The organism is Pantoea sp. X-Soil-OKNW-556, from assembly GCF_059730695.1.
In genome coordinates this window covers 1,183,716-1,208,685 of the sequence record NZ_AP035990.1, presented here as the reverse complement: position 1 = coordinate 1,208,685, position 24,970 = coordinate 1,183,716, and the positions used below count along the sequence as shown (strand labels likewise).

Sequence of the window (24,970 nt, the reverse complement as noted above, 5' to 3'; positions counted from 1 at the left end):
CTTTTTAACCTCTAACGCCAAAACAAAATAAAATATTAAAAAACAATAATTTATATTTATTTTATTGTTTTATTTTGATGAGGAAATCGCCTTTCCTGTCACAGGATTGTTGATCTTTAATATTCCATCCAGCCTGGATCCATCGCGCAGAAGACATTAAACGAAACCTTAACGAAAGTTGAAAAAGTTAACTCCCGCCATAAAGATTGCGGGCAATCAGTATTTAAGCTGAATTCGTGATGCATATTTGACCCGGTAGTTAATTGATAAGGGCAAGGAAAATGAACAACTGGCCGGTGTTGGGTGCGTTGCTGTGCTGTTTGATTCTTATTGGTTGTAATAATAAAAAAATCACGGAGATGATAGTACCTAACGTAATTAAGAGTTCTGTATTCAAGGATAATAATGTTGAAACCCTGCGCATCTTCGCGACACCGGGTAAAGATGGCCTGGCACTGAAAGGTGTCGGATCGTGGCGAGAACATGACGCTCAGAGCAGCCTGAAACTCAACGAGCATCCATACCCACTCGTCTCTTCCCCGCTTCACCGCGGCGATGCGCTGGAGGTGATTTTCAGCGTGCCGGAAAATCTGTTTATCAGCCTGGAGGGGCAAAACGCCAGCAGCTAGTCCTCCTTTCCGTAGCGGCGCGATTTATCGCGCATTTTTTGGTTGTCAAAAACCCGCGCGATAAATCGTGCCGTTACGGAATTATATTCTGTGAAGTAACTCCCAATTCTAATTCCTTGTCGAAATATTTCTGTGATCTCACTGGCAATAAATTCGCCATCATCCATTAGCGTCTACCCGGCAATGCCCTGACATTATTATTCTGATTTAACTGTGTTCATCATTTTGAACATATTCCGTTCATGTTTTGGTATTTCTCCCCTCCTGATTTCTGGCTATAACAACCACAGAGCCAGCACCGACATAAATTCTGCGCAGAGGATAACAATGACAGTGCTCAACAAAAGACAAATAGAGTTAGTTAACTTACTGGCACTGGAGAATAGCTGGTTGCCGATGACTCAGGTGGCGCAACAGCTCAATATTTCTATCAGTACCATCCGTCGTGATGTGGAAGTGATTAACTTGTATTACCTGGGAAACAATAAAGTTATCAGCAAACCGGGACTGGGATTGAAATTAGATGTCAGTAGTACCCTTTCCGTACCACATGATACTAACGATGATGCCATGCTCGGCATTCTGAAAAGTAAGCGGCTGATCAGTATGACCACCGATTTACTCTCAGATTCGCCCGATCCTTTATCCATCAGTGCACTGGCGGAAAAATATTTTATCAGTCGCTCATCTATCGTTGAAGATTTGAAAAAGATTGAAATCTGGATCGAAAAATTTTCCCTTGCGATCAGAAAAGACCATTCAGGAACTTTTATTTCCGGAACCGATTATAACATCAGAATGGCACTGAAAGAGATTATTACCCATAGCGTGCTGAGCAATTATCAGATGACCGACAGCCGCATCGACCGTTTTTCCAGGGTGCAACTTATTACTGAGTTTGGTCAGGAAAATGTTGCCAACTGTATGAACCTGATTGCCCTCATTGAGGAAGAGTTGCAAGGTTCAATCAGTGAGCCTTATTACACGAACTTATTTTCTCATCTGCTGGTCACGCTGCGCCGCAACTTACATCCCGGCAGAAATATGGCGGAACAAACGGTTTTTATTCGTTACGATAACCGGGAATGGCGCATTGCCGAAAATGCTATCCTCTGGCTGGAAAATGAATACCAAACCCGTTTTCCGGCTATCGAAGTCAATTATATTTACCAATATATTATTTCATCTGGCATGCACCCTGTCACCGTGACAGAAACTGAGAATAACCCTCATGATTGCACCGCGATGGAATATGCCGGTTTGCTGGTTAACCGACTCTCCGCCTCACTGGATATCGATTTTTCCCGTGATAGTGGATTAAAAAAAGCGCTGGCTTCCCATATAAAACCGATGTTGAACCGTCTGGTTTACGGGATTGTTATCCATAATCCGTTGCTGGAAGAGATCCGTAACGAATTTAATCAGGTATTTACGGCGGTGAAACAAACCGCATTCGCGATCCATCAGGAGCAGCATCTTGCTCTGCCTTCTGACGACGAAATTGCCTGGCTGACTATCTATATTCAGAACGCGCTGGAAAAAACCAAAGCAAAAAAACGGGTCATTCTGGTCTGCTCCAGTGGTATCGGCACTTCACAACTGTTATCCAGCCGTATTAATCGTGCCTTTCCCGAATGGGAGATTATCGACATTGTCCCTGGCGCCCGTCTCAAACAGACACTGCAAAGCCAGCACTGCGATCTGATTATTTCCACCATTCGCTTAGACGATATTGAATTGCCTGTCGCCTATGTTTCGGCGCTCTTTTCCAGAAATGATATTGCTCGCGTTGTTGAATGCCTGGGAACCGATATAACCCGTAAGGAGAAATGTGATGCTCGATAAAATTGTGGTCGCAGATTTGTTAAGCCGTTCCTGTGTGCTGACCGATTTGGTTGCTAAAGACAAACTCGAAGTTATTGAGAAAATGACAGATTGCCTTTACTCCGAGCAGGTAATCACCAATAAGGCCGGTTTTATCCATGATGTACTGGCGCGCGAGGAATTGGGTTCCACTGGATTTGAAAACCAGATCGCGATCCCGCATGGGAAATCATCCTGGGTGAAAGAAACCCGTATTGCGGTTGCCAAACTCAGCTCCCCTGTCGACTGGGAAACGATGGACAGTTCCGACGTCAAATTGGTTATTCTTTTTGCCGTCAAAGATGCTGACAGCGGTGCAGGTCATATCCGGGTACTGGCTAAAATATCGATCGCCCTCGGTGACGATGACACTGTGGATAAACTTATCAATTCGCAAACTAAGGAGGAGCTTTATGATTTGATCGTCAATCATAGCGAAGAATAATAATTTTCATCAGGAGAGCATAATGAACATCATAGCCATTACCGCCTGCCCTACAGGCGTTGCTCACACCTATCTTGCCGAAGCAAATTTAAAAAAGAATGCCAAAAAGATGGGTGTCGATATCCTTGTCGAAACACAAGGTGCGGTTGAAAGTGAATATATCCTGACCTCGGACGATATTAAAAAGGCTGACACGGTATTAATTGCTGCGGATAAAGTGATTGACCTTTCGCGCTTTAGTGGCAAGAAAATTATTCGAGTGCCTGTTACCCGTGCAGCAAAAGATGCACAGGGATTATTAAATGATATTCTGTCAGGAAAAATAAAATCAGAGTTACTGGAACTCAAAAATAGCCGTAGCCATAGCGAATCTGAATCAACGGATCAAAGCCGATCATGGTTATCACAAATCTATGTCCATCTGATTACTGGCGTAAACCTGATGATCCCGTTTGTGGTCGCCGGCGGTATTTTAATTGCCCTGAGTTTTTCATTCGGTATTACCGCGGCGACACCAGGCGATCCGCATTTCAGTCCACTGGCGAAGATGTTTTCTGATATTGGCGGCGGCGCGGCTTTTGCCCTGATGCTACCGATACTTTCTCTCGGGATCAGTAAATCGATCAGCGGCAATATGGGGATTGTGTCGGGTGCCGTCGGCGGGATGTTGGCCATTCACACCGGGTCGGGCTTTCTCGGCGCGCTGTTGGCCGGTTTCCTCGCTGGTTACGTTACTTTCGCCATCGTGAAATATGTCAACCTGCCCAAAGCGTTGGCGGGCCTGAAACCCATTCTGATCGTGCCATTGCTCAGCGTGTTGATTACCGGCGCATTGATGATTTTTGTCGTCGGTGAACCGATCAAAGTGCTGCTTCATGCTCTGACCACCTTTCTGGAAAATCTCGGCAATACCAACGCCGCGATTATGGGGCTGCTGATTGGCATGATGGTGGCGTTTGATATGGGCGGCCCGTTAAATAAAACCGTCTGCATGTTTGCCATTGGCTTAATGTCCTCCGGAATCTATGAACCGATTGCTGCCTGTATGGCCGCCGGGATGGTGCCGCCGCTGGGTATTGCGCTGGCCACCCTGCTGTTCAGACAGAAATTCACCCATCAGGAGAGAGAAACCGGGAAAGTCACCTGGGTGTTGGGCCTGTCATTTATCACTGAAGGGGCCATCCCCTACGCCGTGGCCGATCCGCTGCGCGTGATCCCCGCGATTGTGGCCGGTTCAGGTCTGGCAGGCGCGCTCTCTATGGCGCTGGGTTGCGGTTCCCGCGCCCCGCACGGCGGCATCTTCGTGATGTTTATCCCGAATGTCATCACCCATGTCGTTGCCTATGCCTGCGCCATCGCCGCCGGTGCCATTTTGACCGCGCTGATTCTCCGTTTTGTCAAAAAAGATTGTCAGGAACTTCCACAAGAGGGTTAAGTAATGTTGATGAATATGAAAGATTTACTCCAGGTTGCGCAGCAGAATAAGTTTGGCGTCGGCGCCTTCAATATTGCTTCCGCCGAATTTGCGCGCCTGGTGATTGAGGTCGCGGAAAAACTGCAATCTCCGGTGATTTTAGAGGTACACCCGGATGAGCATGAATTCGTCGGCGATGCATTTATTGTCTATTTGCGCGAACTGGCGAGCAATGCATCGGTGCCAGTGGTTATCCATCAGGATCACGGCCAGTCGCTGGAACAGGTGATGCGCGCCATTCGCACCGGCTACACCTCGGTGATGATCGATGCCTCTGCGTTCCCGCTGGAGGAGAACATCGCCATCACCCGCAAAGTGACCGAGGTGGCGCACACGGTGAATGTGTCTGTCGAAGCCGAACTCGGCACCATTGGTGTGGCGCAGGGCAGCGCAGAAGGTGGACACAATGAAATCCTCTACACCGATCCCGCGCAGGCTGAACGTTTTGTCCGAGAAACTGGCGTCGATACCCTGGCGGTGGCGATAGGCACGTCACATGGCCTCTATCCGCCAGGTATGCAACCCAAACTGGATATTGATCGCCTGAAAGCGATCCAGCAACGCCTGTCGATTCCGCTGGTACTGCATGGCGGTTCCGGTAACAAAGACAGCGAAGTGGCGGAGTCGATTCAATATGGCGTCGGCAAAATCAATATCTCCAGCGATATGAAAAAAGCCTTCTTCGTGGCGCTGGAAGAATCCATGAAATCACCAAGCCATGAGCCAAGCAGCCTGTTTATTCAACCAATGGCTTCGGCACGCGCGGTAGTGGAACATAAAATGAAGCTGTTTTCTTCAGTGGGTAAAGCGGAGCTTTATCATTAATTAAAAGCACATGCCGTAGCGGCACGATTTATCGCGCGGGTTTTGGTTACGAAAAAAACGCGCGATAAATCGCACCGCTACGGATCATGACTACTCCACGCGCCCAATCTCCGGTGCCAGAATCCATTCGGCGCTGTCGTTCCACACGTCCATTTTCACGATCAATCCCTCTCGCACTTCATAACGATCCAGATAACGATTACCGGCAAAGGGTCGACCATCCGGCCACTCGCCATACAAGGTGCCGTTGGAGTACACCACAACGTGATCGCCGCGATCCATCCAGTCAAATTGTCCGACGGACTTCTTCACCCATTTATAGCGTGCACCGTTGAAGTCCGTGATGCCTTTGGTGGTGGGAAACTCACGTTTCCCGGTAAAGGTGATGCTTACCTGCGGATGCATAAAGGTCGCTGCCAGCACCGCATCGGGAGCCATAGATGCTGCTAAAAACCCCTTAACCACCTCAACCGCTTGCTCAATTTCAGACATAAAACCTCCTGATGTGAATTTGCACAACGCTGGCGCATCAGCACCACAATGGCGCAACTTTGCCGCTAACTTGCGGGATAAACCGCCTGTTTTTAAGCAATAACAAACTGGCATCGTAATTGCTAGAAATAAAAATATTATTGCTAGCAATCCACATGAGGTGAGTGATGTCCGGAAAATCGTTACTGAAAAACTGGCGTTTATGCGCTGCCGCCACCCTGATGACCATGATGTCAGCGAGCGTGTTGGCAGCCGATCCGATCAAAGTCGGTCTGGTCACGGCATTGTCAGGTCAATCGGCTAAATCGGGCGAGGCGTTGACCCGTGGGCTGACCATCGCCATCAACGAGATCAATGCGGCAGGTGGTGTGAAAGGCCATCCGCTGGAGCTGGTGCGCCGTGATGATGAAAGCAACCCCGGCAAAGGGATGCTGGCTGCGCGCGAATTGATCCAGCGTGAAAAAGTTGCCGTGCTGTTCGGCGGCCTGGACACCCCCGTCTCGCTGGCGATCGTACCGCTGGCGAATCAATTGAAGACCCCTTTTGTCGGCTTGTGGGCCGCAGGCACCGGCATCACCCATAACGGTGCGAAGGAGAACTACGTGTTCCGCGTCTCCGCAGTGGATGAACTGGTGGATGAAGCACTGGTGGAATACGCCAGCGAAAAGAAAGGCATGAAAAAAGCCGGCATGATCCTGGTAAACAATCCGTGGGGGGAATCGAACGAGAAGGGTTTCCGCGCGGCATTGCAGAAAAACAACATCCCGGTAGCCGGGGTTGAACGTATCGAAGACAGTGATGTGGACCTGGTGCCGCAACTGACCCGCCTGAAAAATGACGGTGCCGATACTCTACTGATGGTCGGCAACGTCGGACCTTCGGCGCAGGTAGTGAAATCGCTGCACAAGATGAACTGGCAGGTACCGGTCGTTTCACACTGGGGACCCGCTGGCGGTCGCTTCAGCGAGCTGGCTGGCCCGGGTGCCGATCAGGTGACCTTTATCCAGACTTTTGTCTTTACCGACCATAACTCGGCCAAAGGCAACCAGGTGATGGATGAACTGAAAAAACAGTATCCACAAATCAAAGGGTTGGCAGATGTCACACCGGCGGTGGGCATCGCCAATGCTTACGATGCCATGCACCTGACCGCCCTGGCGCTGAACAACGCCACCAGCCTCGATGGCACCGCCATTCGCAATGGTTTCTACGCCATCAAGGAATATGACGGCCTGATTAAACATTATCAGCAACCGTTCACCGTGCAGCAACACGATGCCCTGGGACCGAAAGACTACGTGTTTGCCCGGTTTGAAGGCGAGCAGATCCTGCCAGTTACCCAGTAAGGAGAAGGATAATGTGGAGTACCGCCCTGTCCACCGGACTTAGCCTCGGCAGCATGTATGCCCTGCTGGCGCTCGGCTTTCATATCACCTGGATTGTGTCCCGCACCCTGAACTTTGCTCAGGGCAGCGCCATGATGGTGGGCGCAACCCTCGGTTACAGCCTGTACGTGACTTTCGGCTGGCCGTTGTGGCTGGCTCTGCCCGCCACGTTGCTGTGCTGCGCCTTGTATGGCGTGGTGATTGAGCGCCTGCTGGTGCGACCGTTTGTGGCACGCAATTCGGAAGCCTGGCTGATGGCGACGGTGGCGGGCGGGATCCTCGTCGATAACCTGGCGATGTTTACTTTCGGCAAAGAGCCACGCCAGTTCCCGGTGACCGACGTTACCTTTACGTTCTTTGGCAGCTCATGGTCGCTAATCAACCTGCTGATCCCGCTGACCGGCGTGGTGATCGTGGTGGCTCTGACCGTGATCCGCCGTTACAGCCGCATCGGCAAAGTGCTGGAAGCCACAGTACAGAACCCGCGCGCTGCGCAGTTAATGGGCATTCGGGTGAATACCGTGGTGGCAGTGGCGTTCGCCCTCTCCACCGTGTTTGCCGCGCTGGCTGGCCTGCTGATCGCGCCGTTGTTCAGCATCCAAAGCGATATGGGTACCTTATTCGGCCTGAAAGCCTTCGCGGTGGCGATCCTCGGCGGTCTTGCCAGCAGCAGCGGCATCTGGATCGCCGGGTTGCTGTTTGGCCTCAGTGAAGCGCTGGTTACGCTGTGGTTTGGCTCCGCCTTCACGCAAATCTTCACCTTCTCGCTGGTGATTCTGGCACTGGCGCTGCGCCCGAACGGGTTGTTCGGGCAAAAATTAAGGGTCAAAGTATGATTAAAACCCTCCCCCTCGCTGCGCTGGCGCTGATCAGCCTGCTGCTGCCCTTCGTGCTCGGCAGCTATGCGCTGCTGGTGTTCTCCCTGTTTGCCCTCGCCGTCACCACGGTGGTCGGGCTGAATATTCTGCTGGGGCTAAGCGGACAAATCTCCTTCGGCCACATCGCCTTCTACGCGCTCGGAGCCTACATTTCGGCGGCGTTGACCATGAATGGCGTGCCGCTCGGCGTCGCCCTGTTGGTGGCGATGGTGGTGTGTGGCGTGATTGGCGGTTTACTGGCCATCCCGGCGCTGCGCGTCAGCGGTCCGTTTCTGGCGATGATTACCATCGCTTTTGCGCTGGTGGTGCGCCATGTGTTGATTGAATGGCGTGAGGTGACCGGCGGCTCGAATGGATTGATGGGCATCCCGATGCCCGACTTTGGCCCGCTCGATCCCAATATCGGACTGGCCTTATGCTGCGCCGTGCTGATGCTGGCAGCTCTGGCGCTGTTTGCCCGCCTGCAAGGCAGCCAATGGGGACTGGCGATGCGTGCCGTCAAGGCCAGTGAGATTGCTGCCCGTTCGCTGGGCTTTAACCCGGTGGTCAGTAAAACGCTGGCGTTCGCGCTTTCTGCCATGCTCGCCAGCGCCGCCGGTACTTTCGTTGCGCCGTTGATGATGTTTATCAACCCGGATTCTTTCCCCTTCGCACAGTCGATCCTGTTTGTGTTGGCAGTGGTGGTTGGCGGTAGCGGTACGCTATTCGGCCCACTGCTGGGCGCGTTATTGATTGTGGTGCTGCCGGAGATACTGTCCTCGTTCGCGGAATATCGCCTGCTGATTTTTGCCGTGTTGCTGCTCAGCGTGCTGTGGCTGGCACCGCGTGGCCTGCTCGGTACGCTGGCGCGCTGGCTGGCGAAACCCGCTGCGCAATTCGCCCCTGCAACACCCGACGAAGCCCTGCTGCAACGTCACTTCCAGCGTGGCGGCAATGATGTGTTGAATGTCGAGGGGATCGGCATCCGTTTTGGTGGCGTCCAGGCGGCCAACGATGTCAGCTTCAAAGTGCGTGCCGGTGAGATCCTCGGCCTGATGGGGCCAAACGGCGCCGGAAAAACCACGGTGCTGAATATGATCAGCGGCTTTTATCGTGCCGACAGCGGCAGCATTCGCCTGCAACAGGAACTGCGTGGTCAGCCTGCCTGGCGCGTCGCACGCGCCGGGATCGCCCGCACCTACCAAACCACCCAACTGTTCGGCGGAATGAGCGTGCTGGAAAACCTGCTGGTGGCCCAGCAGCGTGGCCGCCAGGGACTGCCGTGGCGTCACCCGGCGCAGCAGCAACGGGAGGTCGCGCTGGCACTGCTGGCGTTGGTTGGTTATCGCGGTTCGGTGCATACCCCGGCAGAAGATCTGCCGCATGTTGATCGTCGGCTGGTGGAGATTGCCCGTGCGCTGGCGCTCGATCCTGCCCTGCTGCTGCTGGATGAACCCGCAGCCGGACTGAGTCGGGAAGAAACGGATGCCCTGATCCCGCTGTTGCGCCGACTGGCAAAATTTGGTCTGGCGGTGATCGTGGTTGAACACGATATGGCGCTGGTGATGGCGGTCAGCGATCGTCTGCAAGTGCTGGATGCCGGTAAACCCCTGGCACAAGGCAGTCCGGCAGAGGTGCAGCGCAATCCGGCGGTGATCGCTGCCTATCTCGGCGGCACCGAGTATCGCGGCAAACCTCGCGTGATGCCGTTGCGCAACAGCGGCGAACCGGGGCTGGTGGTGGATAAACTGACGCTCGACTATGGCGCTGCGCCGGTGGTGCGTAATGTCAGCTTCACCGTCAATCCGGGCGAAACCGTGGCGATTCTTGGCGCCAACGGAGCCGGGAAGTCCACCATTCTGCAAACGCTGGCCGGGCTGCATCCGGCACACAGCGGAGCCATTTATCTGCACGATCATTCGATCAAAGAACTCAACGCCGCCCAAATCGCCGCTCGCGGTCTGTCGCTGGTGCCGGAAGGACGCCAGTTGTTCCCGCAAATGACGGTGCTGGATAACCTGCTGATCGGCCAGTATGCCTGTAGCGAACGGCTCGATCCGCAGGCGGAAGTGGAGGCGATCCTGCGCCGCTTCCCGCGCCTGCGCGATCGCCTGCACAGCCAGGCTGGGCTGCTCTCCGGCGGCGAACAACAGATGGTCGCGATTGGCCGTGGCCTGATGTCGCGCCCCTCGATTTTGCTGCTGGATGAACCCAGCCTCGGCCTGTCACCTGCGATGATTGGCGAACTGTATGACGCGCTGGCCGGGTTACGTAATGAAGGCGTCACGCTACTGCTGGTCGATCAGATGGCAAATCTCGCCCTGACCATTGCCGACCGTGCGCTGGTGCTGGAATCGGGTGAAGTGGTGAAAGCCGGACGCGCACAGGATCTGCTGGCACAGGCGGATCTGGCAGAAGCCTGGCTGGGAGCAGGGAACGCATGAAACGGCTGAACATCATCAATGCCCGATTGCCGGGCGCAGAGGCGTTGCAAACGCTGTACATCGCCAACGAACATTTTGTCGCTGCACATAATGAACCGGCGGAGACGCTGGATTTGGCGGGTGCGCTGGTGCTGCCCGGTCTGCTGGAAACCCATATCCACCTCGATAAAGCCTGCATCATCGATCGCTGCCGCCAGCAAGAGGGTACGCTGGCGGAGGCGATACGTGAAACCGCGCGCGCCAAAGCCGATTTCAATGAGGAGGACGTTTATCAACGTGGTGCCCGCGTGCTGGAACAAGCCATTATTCAGGGCACCACGCGCATGCGTACCCATATCGAGATCGATCCGGTGATTGGTCTGACCGGTTTTCGCGCCATTCGCCGTTTGCAGGCAGATTACGCCTGGGCGCTGGATCTGCAACTTTGCGTATTTCCGCAGGAAGGGATGCTGAATAATCCAGGCACCGAGACGCTGCTGTGCGAAGCACTGGCATCGGGCGCGGATCTGCTGGGCGGCTGCCCGTATACCGACAGCGATCCAATTGGTCAGATCCAGCGGCTGTTTGTCTTAGCCCAACGCTATGATGTCGATCTCGATTTTCATCTCGATTTCGATCTGTCGCCAGAAAACCGGCTGATCGATAGCGTGATTGAGGAGACAGAACGTGCAGGCTGGGGCGGTCGGGTTACCGTCGGGCACGTTACCAAGTTATCGATTCTGGATATCGAACCACTGCGTGCATTAGGCCGGAGGCTCGCTGATGCGGGGGTGCAGGTCACCGCCCTGCCCGCCACCGACCTGTTTCTCACCGCGCGCGATCGCTTTGCCCTGCAACCGCGCGGCGTCGCACCGCTGGATGAGCTGGATCGCTGTGGCGTGGTGTGTTCCCTCTCCACCAACAATATCGCCAATCCCTTTACCCCGTTTGGCGATGCCTCACTGGTACGCCAGGCCAACCTGTTCGCCAACGTGCGTCAATTGGGAACCCAGGGAGATTTGCTGCGATGCCTGAGCTGGATCTCCAGCCAGTCGGCAAAGCTGTTGCACTTAACCGACTATGGCCTGACGCCGGGCTGCCTGGCCGATATGGTGATATTTGATGTGACACACGCCGGGCAGATTGTGGCGCAGATTGCCCCGCCAATCGCCGGTTTTAAACGTGGCAGACAAACCTTCAACCGCCCGCAGGCTGTGCTCAATAGACCTTAACGGGTATGTGGCCCCCCTCCTTCTCCCGCTTACGGGGGAAGGTCGGGATGAGGGCGACTGACCGCTCGTACCCCGTTTACAGCAGTGCCTGGCTCAGCGACAGCTCCTCGGATACCACTTCGGTTAAATCCAGTTCCGCTTCCAGTTCATTCAGATGCGCCAGCATGATTTGCTGCGCTTCTTCGGTGTTGCCCGCTTTTAACGCCGTAAGGATCGCACCGTGCTCGGCGCACTGGCATGACGGCACATCATTACGCTGATACAGCGCGACAATCAGCGAACTGCGCACCATCAGGTTTGACAGAATTTCACTCAATACTTTGTTGCCGCTGACTTTTGCCAACAACAGGTGAAAGGCACTCAACTCACGCACGATATCACGACGATCCTGCTGCCCGGTGGCGGCATGTTCGGCCTTTTGCTGCGCATCGATATCATCGGCAAACTGCGCCATCTGCGTGGGGGTTATCGACGCCACAATCGCGCTCTCAATCGCCCGCCGGGCAATAAAGATCTCCCGCGCTTCCTGCGCTTCAGGATGCGCCACCATCGCACCGATATTGGGTTCGATAGTCACGATATGCTGCAACGCCAGACGTTGTAGCGCCGCCTGCACATGGTTGCGATTGGCTTTTAGCGCCTCGACAATTTGCGCCTCGACTAACCGCCTGCCTGGCTTTAGACGATGCTGCGCGATAGCGAGCGAGAGCGCATCAACGATACGCTGCACTTCACGCTGCTTCGCGGTGGCGACCTGACTCATTCTGACCTCATCCGGGGGTGTTAATGCCTCGATATTAACATCTCAAGGGCTGCTTGCTGAACAGGTTGTAGGGGAAATTGCGTGAAGGAAATTGTTGTCGAATATCAATATTTAGCCAACAAGTTTGACATGGGTATTCATCCGCGTTTTGTTTTTTTGGTATAACAACTTTACAAACCTATCACACCTCTCCCAAATGATTGGGCGTTGTTATGCTAAGGGCACCGCATGGCTTTATCTGATTCAACCGGGGAAGACGTCTCCCGCTCGGGCCGCATCTCCGGCCTGGCGCTACTGGTTGCCAGCGCATTTTTCATGGAGTTTCTTGATGGCACGGTGATCGCCACCGCGTTGCCGGACATGGCCAAAGCGTTTGGCGTCTCCGCTATCGATCTGAACATCGGCATCAGCGCCTATCTGCTGACGCTGGCGGTGCTGATCCCGGCCAACGGTTGGGTGGCGGAACGCTTTGGTGCGCGTAATGTCTTCAGCCTCGCGTTAACCATTTTCACCCTGTCATCACTGTTTTGCGGCCTGACGCACAACGTCACTGAATTTGTGTTGATGCGTATCTTGCAGGGCATTGGCGGTGCCATGATGGTGCCGGTTGGCCGTCTGGTGGTACTGCGCACCACGCCTAAAGATCAGCTGATCAAAGCCATCGCCACCCTGACGTGGCCCGCGCTGGTCGCCCCGATCATTGGGCCGCCGCTCGGCGGGTTTATCACTACCTACGCCAGTTGGCACTGGATCTTTTTCCTCAACGTGCCGCTGGGGATTATCGCCATCATCCTGGCGCTGCGCATGATGCCAAATGACTCGGCTCACCAGCATCGCCCATTCGATGTCACCGGTTTTATCGCTACCGGTGTCACCATGCTGTGCCTGGTGGCTGGCCTGGAAATGTTGAGCCAGCAAAGCGCCAGCCTGACTGCCGCAGCCGTGACGATTGCACTTGGACTGGCAACGCTGGTGTGGAGCATCCGCCATTTGCGCCGCAGCAAAGCGCCGCTGATTAGTCTGTCATCGCTTTCCGTGCCCTCTTTCCGCATCACCATGCGTGGTGGCTTCCTGCTACGCGCCACTATCAGCTCTGCTCCTTTTATGCTGCCGCTGATGTTCCAGATCGGTTTCGGCATGAATGCCTTTCAAGCCGGTTCGTTGGTGCTGGCGGTGTTTGCCGGTAACCTGGCGATGAAACCCGCCACCACGCCACTGATTCGCTATTTTGGCTTCCGTAAGCTGCTGATTGGAAACGGTATGGTTTGTGTGCTGACGCTGCTGCTGTGTGCGTTTTTGACGCCGGCTTCACCGCATGTGATTACGCTGGTACTGCTATTTATGGGCGGATTAAGTCGTTCGATGCAGTTTACCGGGATCAGCTCACTGGCTTTTGCCGAGGTGCCCGCACAGGAGATGAGTTCGGCGAATACGCTGTTTAGTACCTCCTTACAGTTGGCGAGCGGGCTGGGGGTAACGCTGGGAGCACTGTGTATCCGGCTGGGGACGGTGTTGGGGGATGAGTTTGGTTACGCGGCGGTGCCAGGGATAGGGTTTAAAGTGGGGTTTGGGGTGATTGCCCTGATTACGCTGATTGGGGTGTGGGATATGGTGCGGCTGGAGCCGACAGCGGGGGAGCGTGTTTCTCAGCGACAACGTTAATCCCGACCTGAGAACAGGTCGGGATAGTCTGGTTATCGCACCGCTGCTTTCGCCTGTTTGATCCAACCATCGAAAGTAGCCTGGTGTGCCTTGATCCAACCATCTACGTGTCGTTGAATATCGGCTGAAGAGGATTCACCTTCATGCATACGTTGATTTTGTGCATTGACATCAGCAAGGGGTAATTTCACGATGGCAAACAATTTCGCTGCTGCCGGGTTTTTAGCCGCCCATTCTTTGTTAGCAACAACATGCTCATTATTAGGTTTGAAACCGTAATTTTTCCCATTAGGCAATGCAGTATCTTCATTTTTCTGAGAACCTGGCGTAACAGAAAAAGGCACGGTCAACCAGACAACATCTTTTCCTGGTTTTAATTCATCACTGACCCAATATGGCGTCCAGGTGAAATACAGAACTGGTTTCCCAGACTTATAGCGCGTCATGGTATCTGCGATGATGGCGGAATAATTTCCTTGATTCTGCTGCACTGTACTACTTAAACCATAAGCTTTAATTTGTGCATCAATCACCTGTCCACAAACCCAGCCAGGGTTACAACCCGCCAGATCCGCTTTTCCATCGCCATTCGCATCAAACAATTTAGCTATTTTCGGATCTTTAAGCTGTGAAATATCTGTAATGTGATACTTATCTGCCGTTTTTTTATCAATCAGGTATCCCTGTGCTGCACCTGTTATATAGCTACCTTCGCGATAAAATTTATTATCACCACCGGCAGCATTGTACATGTCCTTCTGCAACGGCTCCCAGTTTACCGCCATGTAAGTTGCATCTCCGGCAGCGATAGCGGTATACGCAACGTTATAGTCCACTTCCTCAGTGGGTTTGACATCATAACCCAACTTTTCCAATGCCCGGTTGATTAACTCAGTCTGGAAAGATTCTTCAGGCAATGTACTCTGTACCGGGTATACGTCTACTCCTTTCCCTGGTAAATCTGCGGCAAAAACCACAGATGAAGAGAATAAAGCAGCGACGGGTAATAATATTAATTTTTTTCTGGTCATAATAATGGCCTTTTTTCTGACTATGATATGGCGGGAGAATCTTTCCATACAGAAAGAGAATTGAATGATGACAAACAACCTGATGGGATAGCGCGTAGCTGATAACGGCACATGAAATAAATAAAGACAGTGGGAAATTTTAAAAGCAAACCAAGGCAACCTGAAATCATCATTGTTATTTCCTTCCAGATGCTTTCGCCTTCAGTTATTTGCGAAGCCCTGAATCCACCCTCAAATAATTCAACATCCATTTACCATAACACATAAATCACATCATGCAACCTCTAACGGGGATAATGAGAAAAACAGCGGTATATTCTGGTGTGCATATTACTGATTATCCATGCTATAAAAAATAGATTCAGGAGCAGTACTCCGCATCGTTTCGGAAGCCATCCGGCAGGGCTTTAATAATGGCCGTATTATCGCTGAAAGGCTTAATGAAGCTGCTGGATATGATGCCTAAAGGGCATTGGTTAAACATTCAAAATCCAGGGTTCTGTCACATAAACAGGCAGGTCAAATTATGAACAAACGAGGAATTCTCTTGCCCAACTTGTTGGTTTAAAGGAAACCAATAATGGAGCGGATGAAATGGATGAGACTAAGATGAATGTTAAAGATGTTATGCAAACACTTAATATTACATCGAAAAAAGATTTCTATCTGGTGATCAACTACCTGGCATCAGTGTTACAGTCAAAGAATTTAGGTCGTGAGTCAGAGAAGAAAGATGTGCTTAAATTTACAGATAACAGGAAGCCGCCTTCGGAACGCGAGAAGAATTTATACAAAATCAACGCATTAGGTATTCATTACGATTTTATTTATAACATCTGGCGAAGTCAGCTCTATCCCTCACTTAAAGCTATAGACTCACCACTTGCAAGCAAACTATATGACCGCTTTACCGATGGCGCGGTATTCCTGTCGAACATAAAAAAAACAGCGGAAAAACAGCTTCTTCCAGGGGAAGAAGCCCGGATAGACTAATATCTGGTGTGACAGTAGCAGCGAAAAAGTCTGTCAGAATTAGCCTGAGTGCGAAAGGATTACACACCTCTTAACAAAAGACAGGAATAAAAATGAATAAGATCGCAGCACTAATCATGCTAACCGCGGTGTTCGCTTTCTCAACCTCAGCTATGGCATGTCCTAAAGGTACGCATCCGCATGGTGGAACAGGCTCGCATCATGCTGGTGGGTCTTGCTACTGATATTCATGGCTCACATCTGCGGGCCATTTTTTAGCCCCTACAGGATTGAAAAGTAAGGTGTAATTGGATGTTTTATGGGGGTAAATTCTGAGTTCAATTTTGTTCATGCCCCCGGAAGTGCCCCCGGTTTTTTTAGTGGCATCCGTTATCGTTCAAAAAACACACGCGACAGTACGAACCATCGGTCTCTTAAAAGTCGGTGCGATTTGATGAACGATAGCCTACAAACTCTTACTACCTGGAACAATTATAAAGAGTTCTATTGGGACAGCGGGGTTTGTTATAGCTCAAATTTGAGCTGATACCTTTTGGTGCTCAAAGCTATAAGCTGACTCTGTGCTAAAAGCGGACGTTGTAAATGTATATGTTGTTTTTTATAGCTAGGAGGCGGATTTAAGGTACCATACGAAACCTCCATCAAAGATAGAGAGGATAAATCTACTTAACCCTGTAAATCTGGCATTTTCACCCTTAAAAACGTTGTTCATGATGGCAAACGGTTGGTTAAATTTTTTTAGAACTCCTTCAGAGCCACATGACGCAATACTATCATGGCATTTAACATCATAACTAATTGATAATATTGATTTTTATTGGTTTTATTATAAATTACTATAGCTTCAAGTATGAAAGTATATTAATTTAACGTTAGTAAACGTCAGACTAGTGAGTTGTCTACAAATAGGCACATAAAAATAGATAACCTTTAAAATAATGATTTAATGAATGAAGAGGGACATTCATGATCACTGAATATCATAAAGGGCCTGCCCTTCCTACTCCAGAACAAAGACTTTTGTTAATGAATGATGATGATTGGGAAAATTTCATTCTTCAATGCATCAATCAATTAAGAATAGAGGGACTCTACTCGCAAGTACATAGAATTGGTGGTGCAGGAGACAAAGGTCGAGATGTATGCGGCAATACTTTGGATAAAGCTGAATTTTGCACTTGGGATCTTTATCAAGCTAAACATTACGAAGACACTCTCTCACCCAGTGATTTCGCCCCTGATTTGGCAAAATTCCTTTTTTATGTTTTTAAAAAAGAATACAGCCAACCACGAAACTATTTCATTTGCGCAGTGAAAATCGGCCCAAAACTTTATGACTATGTTACCAATCCAGAATCGCTGAATTCAAATACTTTACGAACATGGATTCTTAATGAGTGGAAAACCAAGGATGGAGATTTCAAAACCTTCAAAGAAAAACTTACAGTTGATCTTGAGTCATTTATAATGAGCTTTCCATTTAATATTTTTAAAATAAAAACATCAAGTGAATTAATAGATATACATTCTAGATCGGATAAACATTGGGAAGTTTTTGGTGTTCTGGGCCATCGAGGAAAAAACCCCGAAGTCCCTATCGAGCCTGACATGAACGAACAAGTCTATATCGAAAAACTATGCAAAGCATATTCAAGCGCCATTAGAGAAAATATAGACTCCGCATACAATATCCCAAAAATTTATTTAAAGCACTTTCGGTTTCAAAGAAACTTATTTTATTCTGCGGAGGGTCTAAACAGATTTAGTCGAGACAAACTTCCTGGCGCATTTGATAATCTTCTTGAGCAGGTTAATACGGGAATAGGTTCAGTAGCATCTCTTCCCTATCAGCATGGTGTAGAGAAAATCACGGCTGTTCAATCGCTTGCGAACGCTCTTCAAATTACTTCAAATCCCTTGCACGCCAGACTTCAAGCTGGTGACTTACAAGGAACCTGTCACCATTTGGCAAACAATGGAAGTTTAACTTGGGTTGAGGATGATGAAGATGAGTGAGGTTTTTAATTCCCCTTTTGAATTAGGCATTAGAATGGTTTACTTGCTTCTTTCGCTATACCCAAGGAAAGCCGACTTGCAAAAGCTCGTTTATTTAGATTATGCAGCTATATATTCAGAAGATCTAGGAGGACCAACTAGTTTACACACCCCTGTACCTATGCGTGGCGGTGAATATATATGTAAAAGAGGTATAATCGAAGAAGGTCTATACATCATGTCTATGAGCTCTTTAGTTGAGGTAAACTATGACACTACAGGAATCTATTATTCTGCGGGTGATAATAGCCCTTCACTCATAGGGTTAATTGGAGAAGCGTACTCATCAAAATTAATTTCATCTTGCGAATGGGTTGCCAAGAACTTTGGTGATTTAAACGTTGATGAGCTGTCATCTTTATTTAATAAAAAAAGCCTGACATGGGGAGCTGAGTTTTCAACCCCTGAATTTAAAAGGAATTAATAATGACAATAAAAATCCACAAACTCTCAGCCAACGGATATAAAAAAGAATGTGCTTCTATTCTTTTTGAAGGAGAATCTCATCTCATTTATGGCCCTACAGATACAGGAAAATCATTCATAGTAGAGTGTTTTCGCTATTGCTTAGGCGGAAGGGATAAACCGAAAGATATAGGGTTTTCTGAAGGCTACAACATCCTTTCGCTACAAATTGAAGTAAGTAACACAGGGAGATTTACAATATTTAAGGATAGCCATAGCAATGAATGCAATATATTTGAAGGGTATTTAGATGTTCAACCAGAAGATAATATTTCTTGTTTAGATGAAGACCTTAGCACTCTGATATCCCGATGGAGCAATGCTGAAGGTAAATCAATAATCACAAAAAGAGGTGTAAGAGGAAATGTAACGGCTGGTGATATTCGTTTCCTTACAATTTTTGATGAAATAAGGACCTTAGATAACGTTGTTTTCATTGGAGAAGATACTAATCGTAAGACTCGGAACTTATCTAGTGTGTCACTTGTTTTATCTGGGAACGATGATTCAGAAATAGTTTTGCCAGCATCCACTGAGGAGATAAATAAAGCCATAGGCCATGTTGCAGCTATCGAGGAGCAGATAGACTCTCTTAGCAAAGAAATACCTGATGGGTTAGTAAAAAGCGAACTGGCAGAATCATTAATAAAAGTTGATGCTGAAATAAAAAGAATTAATAATGTAATCAAGGGCGTAAGCTCTGAACTAATTGAAATCCAATTTCAACAACTAAATCTTGAAAATGATAAAAATAAAATTGAAAATGAAATATCATCTTTTAAAGAGTCACTATCACGATTCAATCTGCTAAATGACAAATACTCCAATGATATTTCGAGATTGGAAGTTATCAAAAAGGCAGCATCCATTGTGCCTGGATTTAAAACTCGCTCATGCCCATTGTGCTTAACATCAATTAATGAACAAGAAAAGCATAGCGATCATCATGTCGATTATGAAATGCTTTCTCAAGCATCTGAATCTGAGATGATGAAAATAAAGGGCTTACAAAATGGATTAAGAAAAGCCATTGATGATATAAATGAAGAAATATACTTATTAAATGAACAAAAAACTGCAAAGCAATTAGAGATTGATGGTGTTTTACTATTAAAAAAATCCATCATGGAACCGTCAGATCCTATCGACAAGCATGGTATAGACATTTTATCAAATAGAAAAAGTGAAATATCATCATTTATAAAAACACTTGATAAGATCGATAATTTAAATATTCGCCTCGAAGAAATGTCTAAGAAAACAAAAAAAACAAGACATAAAATAATTAGAGACATATCATCGAGTAGTACATCTTTATGTATTTCTATCAAAGAGTTACTTTCTGAATGGAGTGTTCCTGGCGTAGATGTCGTCTCATACGATGATGCTGTTTGTGACATAGAAATAAATCATCGTAAGAGGGTTTCCTTTGGCAAAGGGAAACGAGGCATCTTTTTAACTGCTTTTATGATTTGTTTGATGGAGCGAGCCATTGCCAAAGGTTTCCCTCACTCTGGTTTTCTTATCATTGATTCTCCAGTAGTAACTTATAAAGATCCCAAATATGCTATTGACGGTGATGACGAAGAACTTTTAGATGAAAGTGTTAAGGATCATTTTTATACTTGGTTAGGAAATAATAATACAAAAGGGCAAGTTATTATTTTAGAGAATGAAGAACCTAGTAGCTCACAAAAGGAAATACTTAAACATACAGAATTTGTCGGAAACACGGGTGTTTTAGGGCGAAAAGGATTCTTTCCCGTATAAATAATCAAGGTGGTTTGATTCTTACTCAAGCCACTTAACTTTTATAAATCCAATTTTAGTTGCCATACGTAAACATGAAAAATATGTTGCATGAGTTTTTCTCTTTTATTGACGACGATTTAATCGGGTTATTTCAGAAAGCCCAACTTGATTAGGTTTTTGCTTACATAACCGCACTTGTCGCCTTAGATCCATAATGAGAACATGCGCTTGTGGATGTTTGAGTATAATGGGGCTTTTCGGTTTCGACGCATCACAAGAGATCAAACAGGTTTATAGACCACTTGACCTTTGCGCTCTGCTTCAGCTTTCGCGGTCATAAAGCGTTTCATCATCTCGACTTTGCTATCATGGATAGCTCTGAAATCAATCTTACCCTTATCGGGGGTAGTGTTGTGTTCGTATCGCATATGCAGCTCCGTCATTGGTGTACGTCAGGCCACGCTCTTTGGTGAGCCTTTTCACGTACCTGGAGTATGTGGCGTGTAGTTCTTCGCGTTCTTCTGCAAAGAACAGAACCTGTGCATTTTTTTAATTTGCGTGATTAAAACGCGTCTTTCCTGGATTGAGAATGTGTATCAAGTAATGAGTTAATGCATTCCATCATCTCAAAACAGAAAACATGAACATCTCGAAAAAAAACCATAAAAACACTTTAAAATAAAGAAGTTAATCAAAACGCATTCTATCAATTATCTGAAAAAGAGCTATCACAATAACTCAACGAGTCAGACAAGGCTTAGTATCAGGGTAGTAACATTACCCAGTAACGCTAAAGCAACAACTGCATCAAGATAGCTTGATTTTTAAGCAAAAAAGTGTAGTTTTGTACCTCTCATTAGAGGTCAGTCGCTTTCACAAAATCTGTCTGCCAATGGACGTACAATTGGTTAGCGATTAGACTATTCACATGATCTCACGCTATTGGAGGCTGAATATGATCTCACATTCGCCACACACAATCTCAAACAGGACCGAACGTATCGGAAGTTTTTCCGTGCCTGGTGTTGTGGGAGATTTTGAAGTGAGAAGCATGAAAAACCGCAAAGAACGCCCATTATTCATGGTGTTGCGTTCTGACTGGGAAAATACCCCGGTCTACGAAAAAGTTAACCCTGTTGTTGAATTAACCATCGAGAAAAACGGTAAACCACATCCAGTTAACCAAGCCTCACTTTGGCAGGATCTGAAAAATCTGGAAGTGAACTTTTCTCAACGTGCATTGGAATTTCTTTCCAGGAATGGATTCGCTCGTCAATGTCACCAAATCTGATAGATCAACACGATAAAATTCTATACTGGCCGGATTCTGTGGATATGGACTCCGGCCATTTTGTATGGCTAAGGATTACAAGCAGTGATGGTAAAACTTACCGAGGACTGCTTGAAGATTATCAGAATCAAATGGCATCTCTCTACGTCAAAGATGACCTTTTCGGGGAGCATGTCGCCAGCTACGTGCTGTCATTTGAACTAACACCACCCGCTGATTTAGGCGCACGTATTCCCCAAATTGAATCGGCTTACGTTGATCCAGAATATCGCGGTGGTGGTATCTCTGTTGCAACGTACCAAGCCATTATTGAGCACTATGGTGCAGTGATCAGCGACACTCACCAAACTGAAGATGGAATGCTGCTTTGGTTGTTTGGTATTCCTAAAGAAAACAGCCTGGAAATTACTCCTTTGAATGTGATTGGAGATCGGTGCGAATTCAGGACTGATGTTGCTGGTCAAAAGCTTGTTTATCAGGCTGATATACAAGCAATACTTGCCGTTGCTGATACCATTTGGGGCAATCCAGACAGCGTGCCTCTAACTGACCCTGTAAAACTTGGCTTTACCCCTACCTGGAGAAATCTAAGCAATCAGGTTCTGGCTGCCAAAAAATCGATAATTAGCCAACCAATCGAATAACAGTTATTAGGCAGAGTAATTTTTTGATTACTCTGTGATTAACTCGGATATCCCATTATTCACTTCCTACCTATCAAATTACTTGAACCTAAAAAGTAGTTGTCGTAGATTTGACCACGAAAACCTGCTGTCATCGACAGCCACCAATGTTTCCAGTATCAGGATGATACGAGTGACCTGTGAGAAACGCCTTCGGGTGGTCACGAGCCAATGTCATAGGGAAAGAAGTGGGGTTTGAGACTGACGCCTTCGGGTAGCCCCAGCTGTTAACTCAGCCACCAATGATCCTGTCACTTGTGAGGATCGCCTTCGGGTAGTGACAAAAACACTTCCGTAGCCTGAAAGGGAGAACGCCGTTTACGGTGTGGTACACCTGTTTAACCTTTGAGAACAGGTATCGTCAATAAAGCCGTTTATTTCGTGACGATGAAGGTCCATTTATATACACACTCCGAGACGGCTAACAACGAGCGTTTCCTTCCCACTGACAGCATGGCTTGAAATGCTGTTTTTGGTGATTCACTACCTCAGTGACTGACTTGCTGTCAGTAATGTTTTGGCTTTAAGCCAAAAAGCTCCGGCAAGCCACCATCACTTCAATAGGCACTTTTTCGTGCTTAGGACTGCTATTTACCTAAATTCTGGCGCGTATTAAACGCTGCTGGCTGCGCCTTGCTATGCCGTCAGGCATCTGCATGCGCCTGCCCTGCTGCGTGTTAATACGTGGCGTCACTTTTTGCGCGTAAGCGCATGAAAGTGACGCCACAGCGTACCCCGCCGCCAGTTGTTTACTTCTGCCCTTTACATCCGGGGCACTGAATCTGACACCGCGCTTTAAGCGCTAAATATCCAATTTTTACAGGAGATCTGAATTGTTGCCGAGGCAGGCATAAGCCTGGGGATTACCTGCAAACGCAGGCAGTTGCACCGAGTGCACCACTGATACCCCGCAATACCTCAACTGCACCGCCCTGGCGCACAGGCAACGTTCAGAACGGATACAGCATCGCTGTTTCCGTCATTTGCCATGCGCCAGGGAAGCAAATCGGTATTGAATTTTAAAAAGGAAAAACGGATGAGTCAGACAGGTAAAGAAATGAAGCAACTGGCGAAGCAGGCCGGAGGGAGCCATAAAACGGTGCATGATCGGATTCGGATTGCCGACCGGTTTAGCCGCCATTTGCTCGCGCTCAATATTCAGGTACGCAGCATTAAACACCTGAAAACGAGGCATATCGAAAGCTATATCGCAGCACGACGTTCACAGGGAATTGCTCCACGTACCCTGCAAAACGAAATGGCCGCATTGCGTTCGGTGTTGCATCAGGCCGGACGGGAAAAACTGATGACCTCTGACAGGCTGACAAACCGGGCATTAGGTCTTGGTGGTTGCAGTCGCGCAGGGACGAAATGCGCGATTTCATCAGAAAAATATCAGCAATCCATGCACGAAGCCCGCCAGCTTGATGCAGGGCTGGCGGCTGCTTTACAGCTTTCTCGTGTGTTGGGATTACGGTCGCAGGAAGCCGTCCAATGCTGCGCCTCCCTCAAAACCTGGCAGAAGCAACTGAGTCAGGGAGCTGAACGGTTGAGCATCGTTTTTGGCACCAAAGGAGGCAGGCCGCGTGAAACACGGATCTTGAATCATCAGGAGGTCAGTAACGCGGTAAACCACGCTCTGAGCATTGCCGGACAACGTAACGGCAAACTTATTGATAAAAGCGACCTGAAATCAGCCATGAATTTCTGGCGTACTGCAACCACCCGCATTGGCCTGACCGGGCCGTATTCACCTCACAGCCTGCGTTATGCGTGGGCACAGGATGCCATTCGTTTTTATCTGGATCAGGGCTTCAGTCGCAAAGAAGCCAATGCGCTTACCTCAATGGATTTAGGGCACGGCGATGGCCGGGGCCGCTATGTCGAACGTGTATACGGCCTTCAGGGAGAAAGATCATGAACAGACCAACACTTATCCGCCTCAGAGACGTCATGGCTAAAACCGGTTTCAAACGCGCATGGATTTACAAGCTGATGGACAGGAATGAATTTCCTCAGTCAGTGAAACTGGGTATCCGTTCTGTTGCCTGGGTTGAAAGCGAAATTGATGAATGGATCTCAAACAAAATCAAACAGCGTGATGGAGTGCAATAATGCTGAATTCATCTTTTTCCCTGGCTGGCGCTTTTCATTATAATCAGCGCGCTGCGGCAAAATCCGCAACCGGAATTGGCGTTCCGCAAAACCCTACAGTGCTCGGTAATCACTTTTTACTGGGCTGTGCTTGTGCAGATCTTTCGGTCGCTCAGGCAGGGGCCTCGCAAGAGGCACCGGGTTTTGTAGTGGCCGATTACGCCAATCCCGATGCCTCTCGTGATGGCTTTACTTCACTCACGACAGAGGCAACCAAATGGTTAGCATCCTTCCTGATTTCTATCCTCAGTGCACCCCTCCGATTCCGGTGGTGCAATATGTATGACTCCACCCCACTCTCCGCTGAAGAGGTTCTCGATCATTGCCGCGCTTTGGCGTTCGCTATCGTCGAGCTGGATCATGCACCCGCCAAAGAATTGCTCATGTACGTCCTGTGGGAACGGTTGAATCTGCTGAATGAAACAATGAAAGCCGAGGTCAGCCATGAGTAGTTTCGTTGCTGAAACCGTCGATGAATGGAGTTTCAACAAAAACA

At 48.7% G+C, this 24,970-nt stretch carries 23 protein-coding genes; 19 read left to right on the top strand and 4 right to left on the bottom strand.

Going from position 1 to position 24,970, the window contains the following annotated elements; all coding sequences use genetic code 11:
- Positions 1-281: 281 nt before the first annotated feature.
- The 5 genes from AC6I8T_RS05435 (at position 282) to AC6I8T_RS05415 (ending at position 5,236) form a co-directional block, all read left to right on the top strand.
- Positions 282-629, top strand: coding sequence for a hypothetical protein (locus tag AC6I8T_RS05435; RefSeq protein WP_208725001.1), 348 nt, complete (start codon positions 282-284; stop codon positions 627-629).
- A gap of 396 nt (positions 630-1,025) precedes the next feature.
- Positions 1,026-2,474, top strand: coding sequence for a BglG family transcription antiterminator (locus AC6I8T_RS05430; protein WP_497833579.1), 1,449 nt, complete (start codon positions 1,026-1,028; stop codon positions 2,472-2,474).
- Positions 2,464-2,937, top strand: coding sequence for a PTS sugar transporter subunit IIA (locus AC6I8T_RS05425; RefSeq protein WP_021182341.1), 474 nt, complete (start codon positions 2,464-2,466; stop codon positions 2,935-2,937). Before AC6I8T_RS05430 ends, AC6I8T_RS05425 begins: the two co-directional genes overlap by 11 nt.
- Positions 2,938-2,959: 22 nt before the next feature.
- On the top strand, positions 2,960-4,372 hold the full coding sequence (locus AC6I8T_RS05420) for a PTS fructose transporter subunit IIC (protein WP_497833578.1): 1,413 nt from the start codon (positions 2,960-2,962) through the stop codon (positions 4,370-4,372).
- 3 nt (positions 4,373-4,375) lie between these two features.
- Positions 4,376-5,236: a ketose-bisphosphate aldolase gene (locus AC6I8T_RS05415; protein ID WP_021182339.1), complete on the top strand. Its 861-nt coding sequence runs from the start codon at positions 4,376-4,378 to the stop codon at positions 5,234-5,236.
- A 90-nt stretch (positions 5,237-5,326) separates the two neighbouring features.
- Here the strand turns inward: AC6I8T_RS05415 and AC6I8T_RS05410 are convergent, their stop codons facing one another.
- A complete protein-coding gene (locus tag AC6I8T_RS05410) occupies positions 5,327-5,728 on the bottom strand; it encodes a nuclear transport factor 2 family protein (protein WP_021182338.1) in 402 nt (133 codons plus the stop codon).
- A 167-nt stretch (positions 5,729-5,895) separates the two neighbouring features.
- Between AC6I8T_RS05410 and AC6I8T_RS05405 the strand changes: the two genes are divergently transcribed.
- The 4 genes from AC6I8T_RS05405 to AC6I8T_RS05390 are packed head-to-tail and all read left to right on the top strand — an operon-like array spanning position 5,896 to position 11,625.
- Complete coding sequence (locus AC6I8T_RS05405; RefSeq protein WP_208724998.1) at positions 5,896-7,074, top strand: ABC transporter substrate-binding protein; 1,179 nt, start codon at positions 5,896-5,898, stop codon at positions 7,072-7,074.
- 11 nt (positions 7,075-7,085) lie between these two features.
- Positions 7,086-7,949: a branched-chain amino acid ABC transporter permease gene (locus AC6I8T_RS05400; protein WP_208724997.1), complete on the top strand. Its 864-nt coding sequence runs from the start codon at positions 7,086-7,088 to the stop codon at positions 7,947-7,949.
- On the top strand, positions 7,946-10,414 hold the full coding sequence (locus AC6I8T_RS05395; protein WP_497833577.1) for a branched-chain amino acid ABC transporter ATP-binding protein/permease: 2,469 nt from the start codon (positions 7,946-7,948) through the stop codon (positions 10,412-10,414). Before AC6I8T_RS05400 ends, AC6I8T_RS05395 begins: the two co-directional genes overlap by 4 nt.
- Entirely contained in the window at positions 10,411-11,625 is a 1,215-nt protein-coding gene (locus tag AC6I8T_RS05390) for an amidohydrolase family protein (protein ID WP_497833576.1), read from the top strand. Before AC6I8T_RS05395 ends, AC6I8T_RS05390 begins: the two co-directional genes overlap by 4 nt.
- 76 nt (positions 11,626-11,701) lie before the next feature.
- Here AC6I8T_RS05390 and AC6I8T_RS05385 read toward each other — a convergent pair whose 3' ends face one another.
- Positions 11,702-12,388 (bottom strand): GntR family transcriptional regulator, encoded by a 687-nt coding sequence (locus AC6I8T_RS05385; RefSeq protein ID WP_021182333.1) that lies wholly within the window; start codon positions 12,386-12,388, stop codon positions 11,702-11,704.
- A 228-nt stretch (positions 12,389-12,616) separates the two neighbouring features.
- On the opposite strand from AC6I8T_RS05385, the gene AC6I8T_RS05380 reads away from it, so the two are divergent.
- Positions 12,617-14,050, top strand: coding sequence for an MFS transporter (locus AC6I8T_RS05380; protein WP_497833575.1), 1,434 nt, complete (start codon positions 12,617-12,619; stop codon positions 14,048-14,050).
- A gap of 32 nt (positions 14,051-14,082) precedes the next feature.
- Here AC6I8T_RS05380 and proX read toward each other — a convergent pair whose 3' ends face one another.
- Positions 14,083-15,081 (bottom strand): glycine betaine/L-proline ABC transporter substrate-binding protein ProX, encoded by a 999-nt coding sequence (gene proX / locus AC6I8T_RS05375; RefSeq protein WP_497833574.1) that lies wholly within the window; start codon positions 15,079-15,081, stop codon positions 14,083-14,085.
- A 594-nt stretch (positions 15,082-15,675) separates the two neighbouring features.
- Here proX and AC6I8T_RS05370 point away from each other — a divergent pair.
- The 4 genes from AC6I8T_RS05370 to AC6I8T_RS05355 all read left to right on the top strand — a co-directional run bounded on the left by AC6I8T_RS05370 (position 15,676) and on the right by AC6I8T_RS05355 (position 20,364).
- Positions 15,676-16,074 carry a hypothetical protein gene (locus tag AC6I8T_RS05370; protein ID WP_497833573.1) on the top strand — a complete coding sequence of 133 codons (399 nt, stop codon included), beginning with the start codon at positions 15,676-15,678 and terminating at the stop codon, positions 16,072-16,074.
- Between the two features lie 966 nt (positions 16,075-17,040).
- A complete protein-coding gene (locus tag AC6I8T_RS05365; protein WP_497833572.1) occupies positions 17,041-18,090 on the top strand; it encodes an ABC-three component system protein in 1,050 nt (349 codons plus the stop codon).
- A complete protein-coding gene (locus AC6I8T_RS05360) occupies positions 18,083-18,553 on the top strand; it encodes an ABC-three component system middle component 2 (protein ID WP_497833571.1) in 471 nt (156 codons plus the stop codon). The genes AC6I8T_RS05365 and AC6I8T_RS05360 overlap by 8 nt, the downstream gene beginning before the upstream one ends.
- 2 nt (positions 18,554-18,555) lie before the next feature.
- Complete coding sequence (locus AC6I8T_RS05355; protein WP_497833570.1) at positions 18,556-20,364, top strand: hypothetical protein; 1,809 nt, start codon at positions 18,556-18,558, stop codon at positions 20,362-20,364.
- Between the two features lie 263 nt (positions 20,365-20,627).
- On the opposite strand, the gene AC6I8T_RS05350 is transcribed toward AC6I8T_RS05355, so the two are convergent.
- Positions 20,628-20,774, bottom strand: coding sequence for a hypothetical protein (locus tag AC6I8T_RS05350; RefSeq protein ID WP_497833569.1), 147 nt, complete (start codon positions 20,772-20,774; stop codon positions 20,628-20,630).
- Positions 20,775-21,397: 623 nt separating this feature from the next.
- Here AC6I8T_RS05350 and AC6I8T_RS05345 point away from each other — a divergent pair.
- The 5 genes from AC6I8T_RS05345 to AC6I8T_RS05325 all read left to right on the top strand — a co-directional run bounded on the left by AC6I8T_RS05345 (position 21,398) and on the right by AC6I8T_RS05325 (position 24,926).
- Positions 21,398-21,637, top strand: coding sequence for a hypothetical protein (locus tag AC6I8T_RS05345; protein ID WP_497833568.1), 240 nt, complete (start codon positions 21,398-21,400; stop codon positions 21,635-21,637).
- On the top strand, positions 21,622-22,281 hold the full coding sequence (locus AC6I8T_RS05340; RefSeq protein ID WP_497833567.1) for a hypothetical protein: 660 nt from the start codon (positions 21,622-21,624) through the stop codon (positions 22,279-22,281). The genes AC6I8T_RS05345 and AC6I8T_RS05340 overlap by 16 nt, the downstream gene beginning before the upstream one ends.
- Positions 22,282-23,356: 1,075 nt before the next feature.
- Positions 23,357-24,241 carry an integrase domain-containing protein gene (locus AC6I8T_RS05335; RefSeq protein ID WP_497833566.1) on the top strand — a complete coding sequence of 295 codons (885 nt, stop codon included), beginning with the start codon at positions 23,357-23,359 and terminating at the stop codon, positions 24,239-24,241.
- On the top strand, positions 24,238-24,435 hold the full coding sequence (locus tag AC6I8T_RS05330; RefSeq protein WP_416412991.1) for an AlpA family transcriptional regulator: 198 nt from the start codon (positions 24,238-24,240) through the stop codon (positions 24,433-24,435). Before AC6I8T_RS05335 ends, AC6I8T_RS05330 begins: the two co-directional genes overlap by 4 nt.
- Complete coding sequence (locus AC6I8T_RS05325) at positions 24,435-24,926, top strand: ash family protein (RefSeq protein WP_497833565.1); 492 nt, start codon at positions 24,435-24,437, stop codon at positions 24,924-24,926. The genes AC6I8T_RS05330 and AC6I8T_RS05325 overlap by 1 nt, the downstream gene beginning before the upstream one ends.
- Positions 24,927-24,970 lie beyond the last annotated feature (44 nt).

What these genes read in the sequence shown, in the direction of transcription:
- AC6I8T_RS05365 (WP_497833572.1), top strand. Translation starts at nt 17,041, where the DNA reads ATGATCACTGAATATCATAAAGGGCCTGCCCTTCCTACTCCAGAACAA.
- AC6I8T_RS05385 (WP_021182333.1), bottom strand. Translation starts at nt 12,388, where the DNA reads ATGAGTCAGGTCGCCACCGCGAAGCAGCGTGAAGTGCAGCGTATCGTT.
- AC6I8T_RS05380 (WP_497833575.1), top strand. Translation starts at nt 12,617, where the DNA reads ATGGCTTTATCTGATTCAACCGGGGAAGACGTCTCCCGCTCGGGCCGC.
- AC6I8T_RS05350 (WP_497833569.1), bottom strand. Translation starts at nt 20,774, where the DNA reads ATGCGATACGAACACAACACTACCCCCGATAAGGGTAAGATTGATTTC.
- AC6I8T_RS05420 (WP_497833578.1), top strand. Translation starts at nt 2,960, where the DNA reads ATGAACATCATAGCCATTACCGCCTGCCCTACAGGCGTTGCTCACACC.
- proX (WP_497833574.1), bottom strand. Translation starts at nt 15,081, where the DNA reads ATGACCAGAAAAAAATTAATATTATTACCCGTCGCTGCTTTATTCTCT.
- AC6I8T_RS05335 (WP_497833566.1), top strand. Translation starts at nt 23,357, where the DNA reads ATGAGTCAGACAGGTAAAGAAATGAAGCAACTGGCGAAGCAGGCCGGA.
- AC6I8T_RS05325 (WP_497833565.1), top strand. Translation starts at nt 24,435, where the DNA reads ATGCTGAATTCATCTTTTTCCCTGGCTGGCGCTTTTCATTATAATCAG.
- AC6I8T_RS05430 (WP_497833579.1), top strand. Translation starts at nt 1,026, where the DNA reads ATGACTCAGGTGGCGCAACAGCTCAATATTTCTATCAGTACCATCCGT.
- AC6I8T_RS05395 (WP_497833577.1), top strand. Translation starts at nt 7,946, where the DNA reads ATGATTAAAACCCTCCCCCTCGCTGCGCTGGCGCTGATCAGCCTGCTG.
- AC6I8T_RS05410 (WP_021182338.1), bottom strand. Translation starts at nt 5,728, where the DNA reads ATGTCTGAAATTGAGCAAGCGGTTGAGGTGGTTAAGGGGTTTTTAGCA.
- AC6I8T_RS05345 (WP_497833568.1), top strand. Translation starts at nt 21,398, where the DNA reads ATGAAAAACCGCAAAGAACGCCCATTATTCATGGTGTTGCGTTCTGAC.
- AC6I8T_RS05415 (WP_021182339.1), top strand. Translation starts at nt 4,376, where the DNA reads ATGTTGATGAATATGAAAGATTTACTCCAGGTTGCGCAGCAGAATAAG.
- AC6I8T_RS05360 (WP_497833571.1), top strand. Translation starts at nt 18,083, where the DNA reads ATGAGTGAGGTTTTTAATTCCCCTTTTGAATTAGGCATTAGAATGGTT.
- AC6I8T_RS05425 (WP_021182341.1), top strand. Translation starts at nt 2,464, where the DNA reads ATGCTCGATAAAATTGTGGTCGCAGATTTGTTAAGCCGTTCCTGTGTG.
- AC6I8T_RS05400 (WP_208724997.1), top strand. Translation starts at nt 7,086, where the DNA reads ATGTGGAGTACCGCCCTGTCCACCGGACTTAGCCTCGGCAGCATGTAT.
- AC6I8T_RS05370 (WP_497833573.1), top strand. Translation starts at nt 15,676, where the DNA reads ATGGATGAGACTAAGATGAATGTTAAAGATGTTATGCAAACACTTAAT.
- AC6I8T_RS05340 (WP_497833567.1), top strand. Translation starts at nt 21,622, where the DNA reads ATGTCACCAAATCTGATAGATCAACACGATAAAATTCTATACTGGCCG.
- AC6I8T_RS05390 (WP_497833576.1), top strand. Translation starts at nt 10,411, where the DNA reads ATGAAACGGCTGAACATCATCAATGCCCGATTGCCGGGCGCAGAGGCG.
- AC6I8T_RS05435 (WP_208725001.1), top strand. Translation starts at nt 282, where the DNA reads ATGAACAACTGGCCGGTGTTGGGTGCGTTGCTGTGCTGTTTGATTCTT.
- AC6I8T_RS05330 (WP_416412991.1), top strand. Translation starts at nt 24,238, where the DNA reads ATGAACAGACCAACACTTATCCGCCTCAGAGACGTCATGGCTAAAACC.
- AC6I8T_RS05355 (WP_497833570.1), top strand. Translation starts at nt 18,556, where the DNA reads ATGACAATAAAAATCCACAAACTCTCAGCCAACGGATATAAAAAAGAA.
- AC6I8T_RS05405 (WP_208724998.1), top strand. Translation starts at nt 5,896, where the DNA reads ATGTCCGGAAAATCGTTACTGAAAAACTGGCGTTTATGCGCTGCCGCC.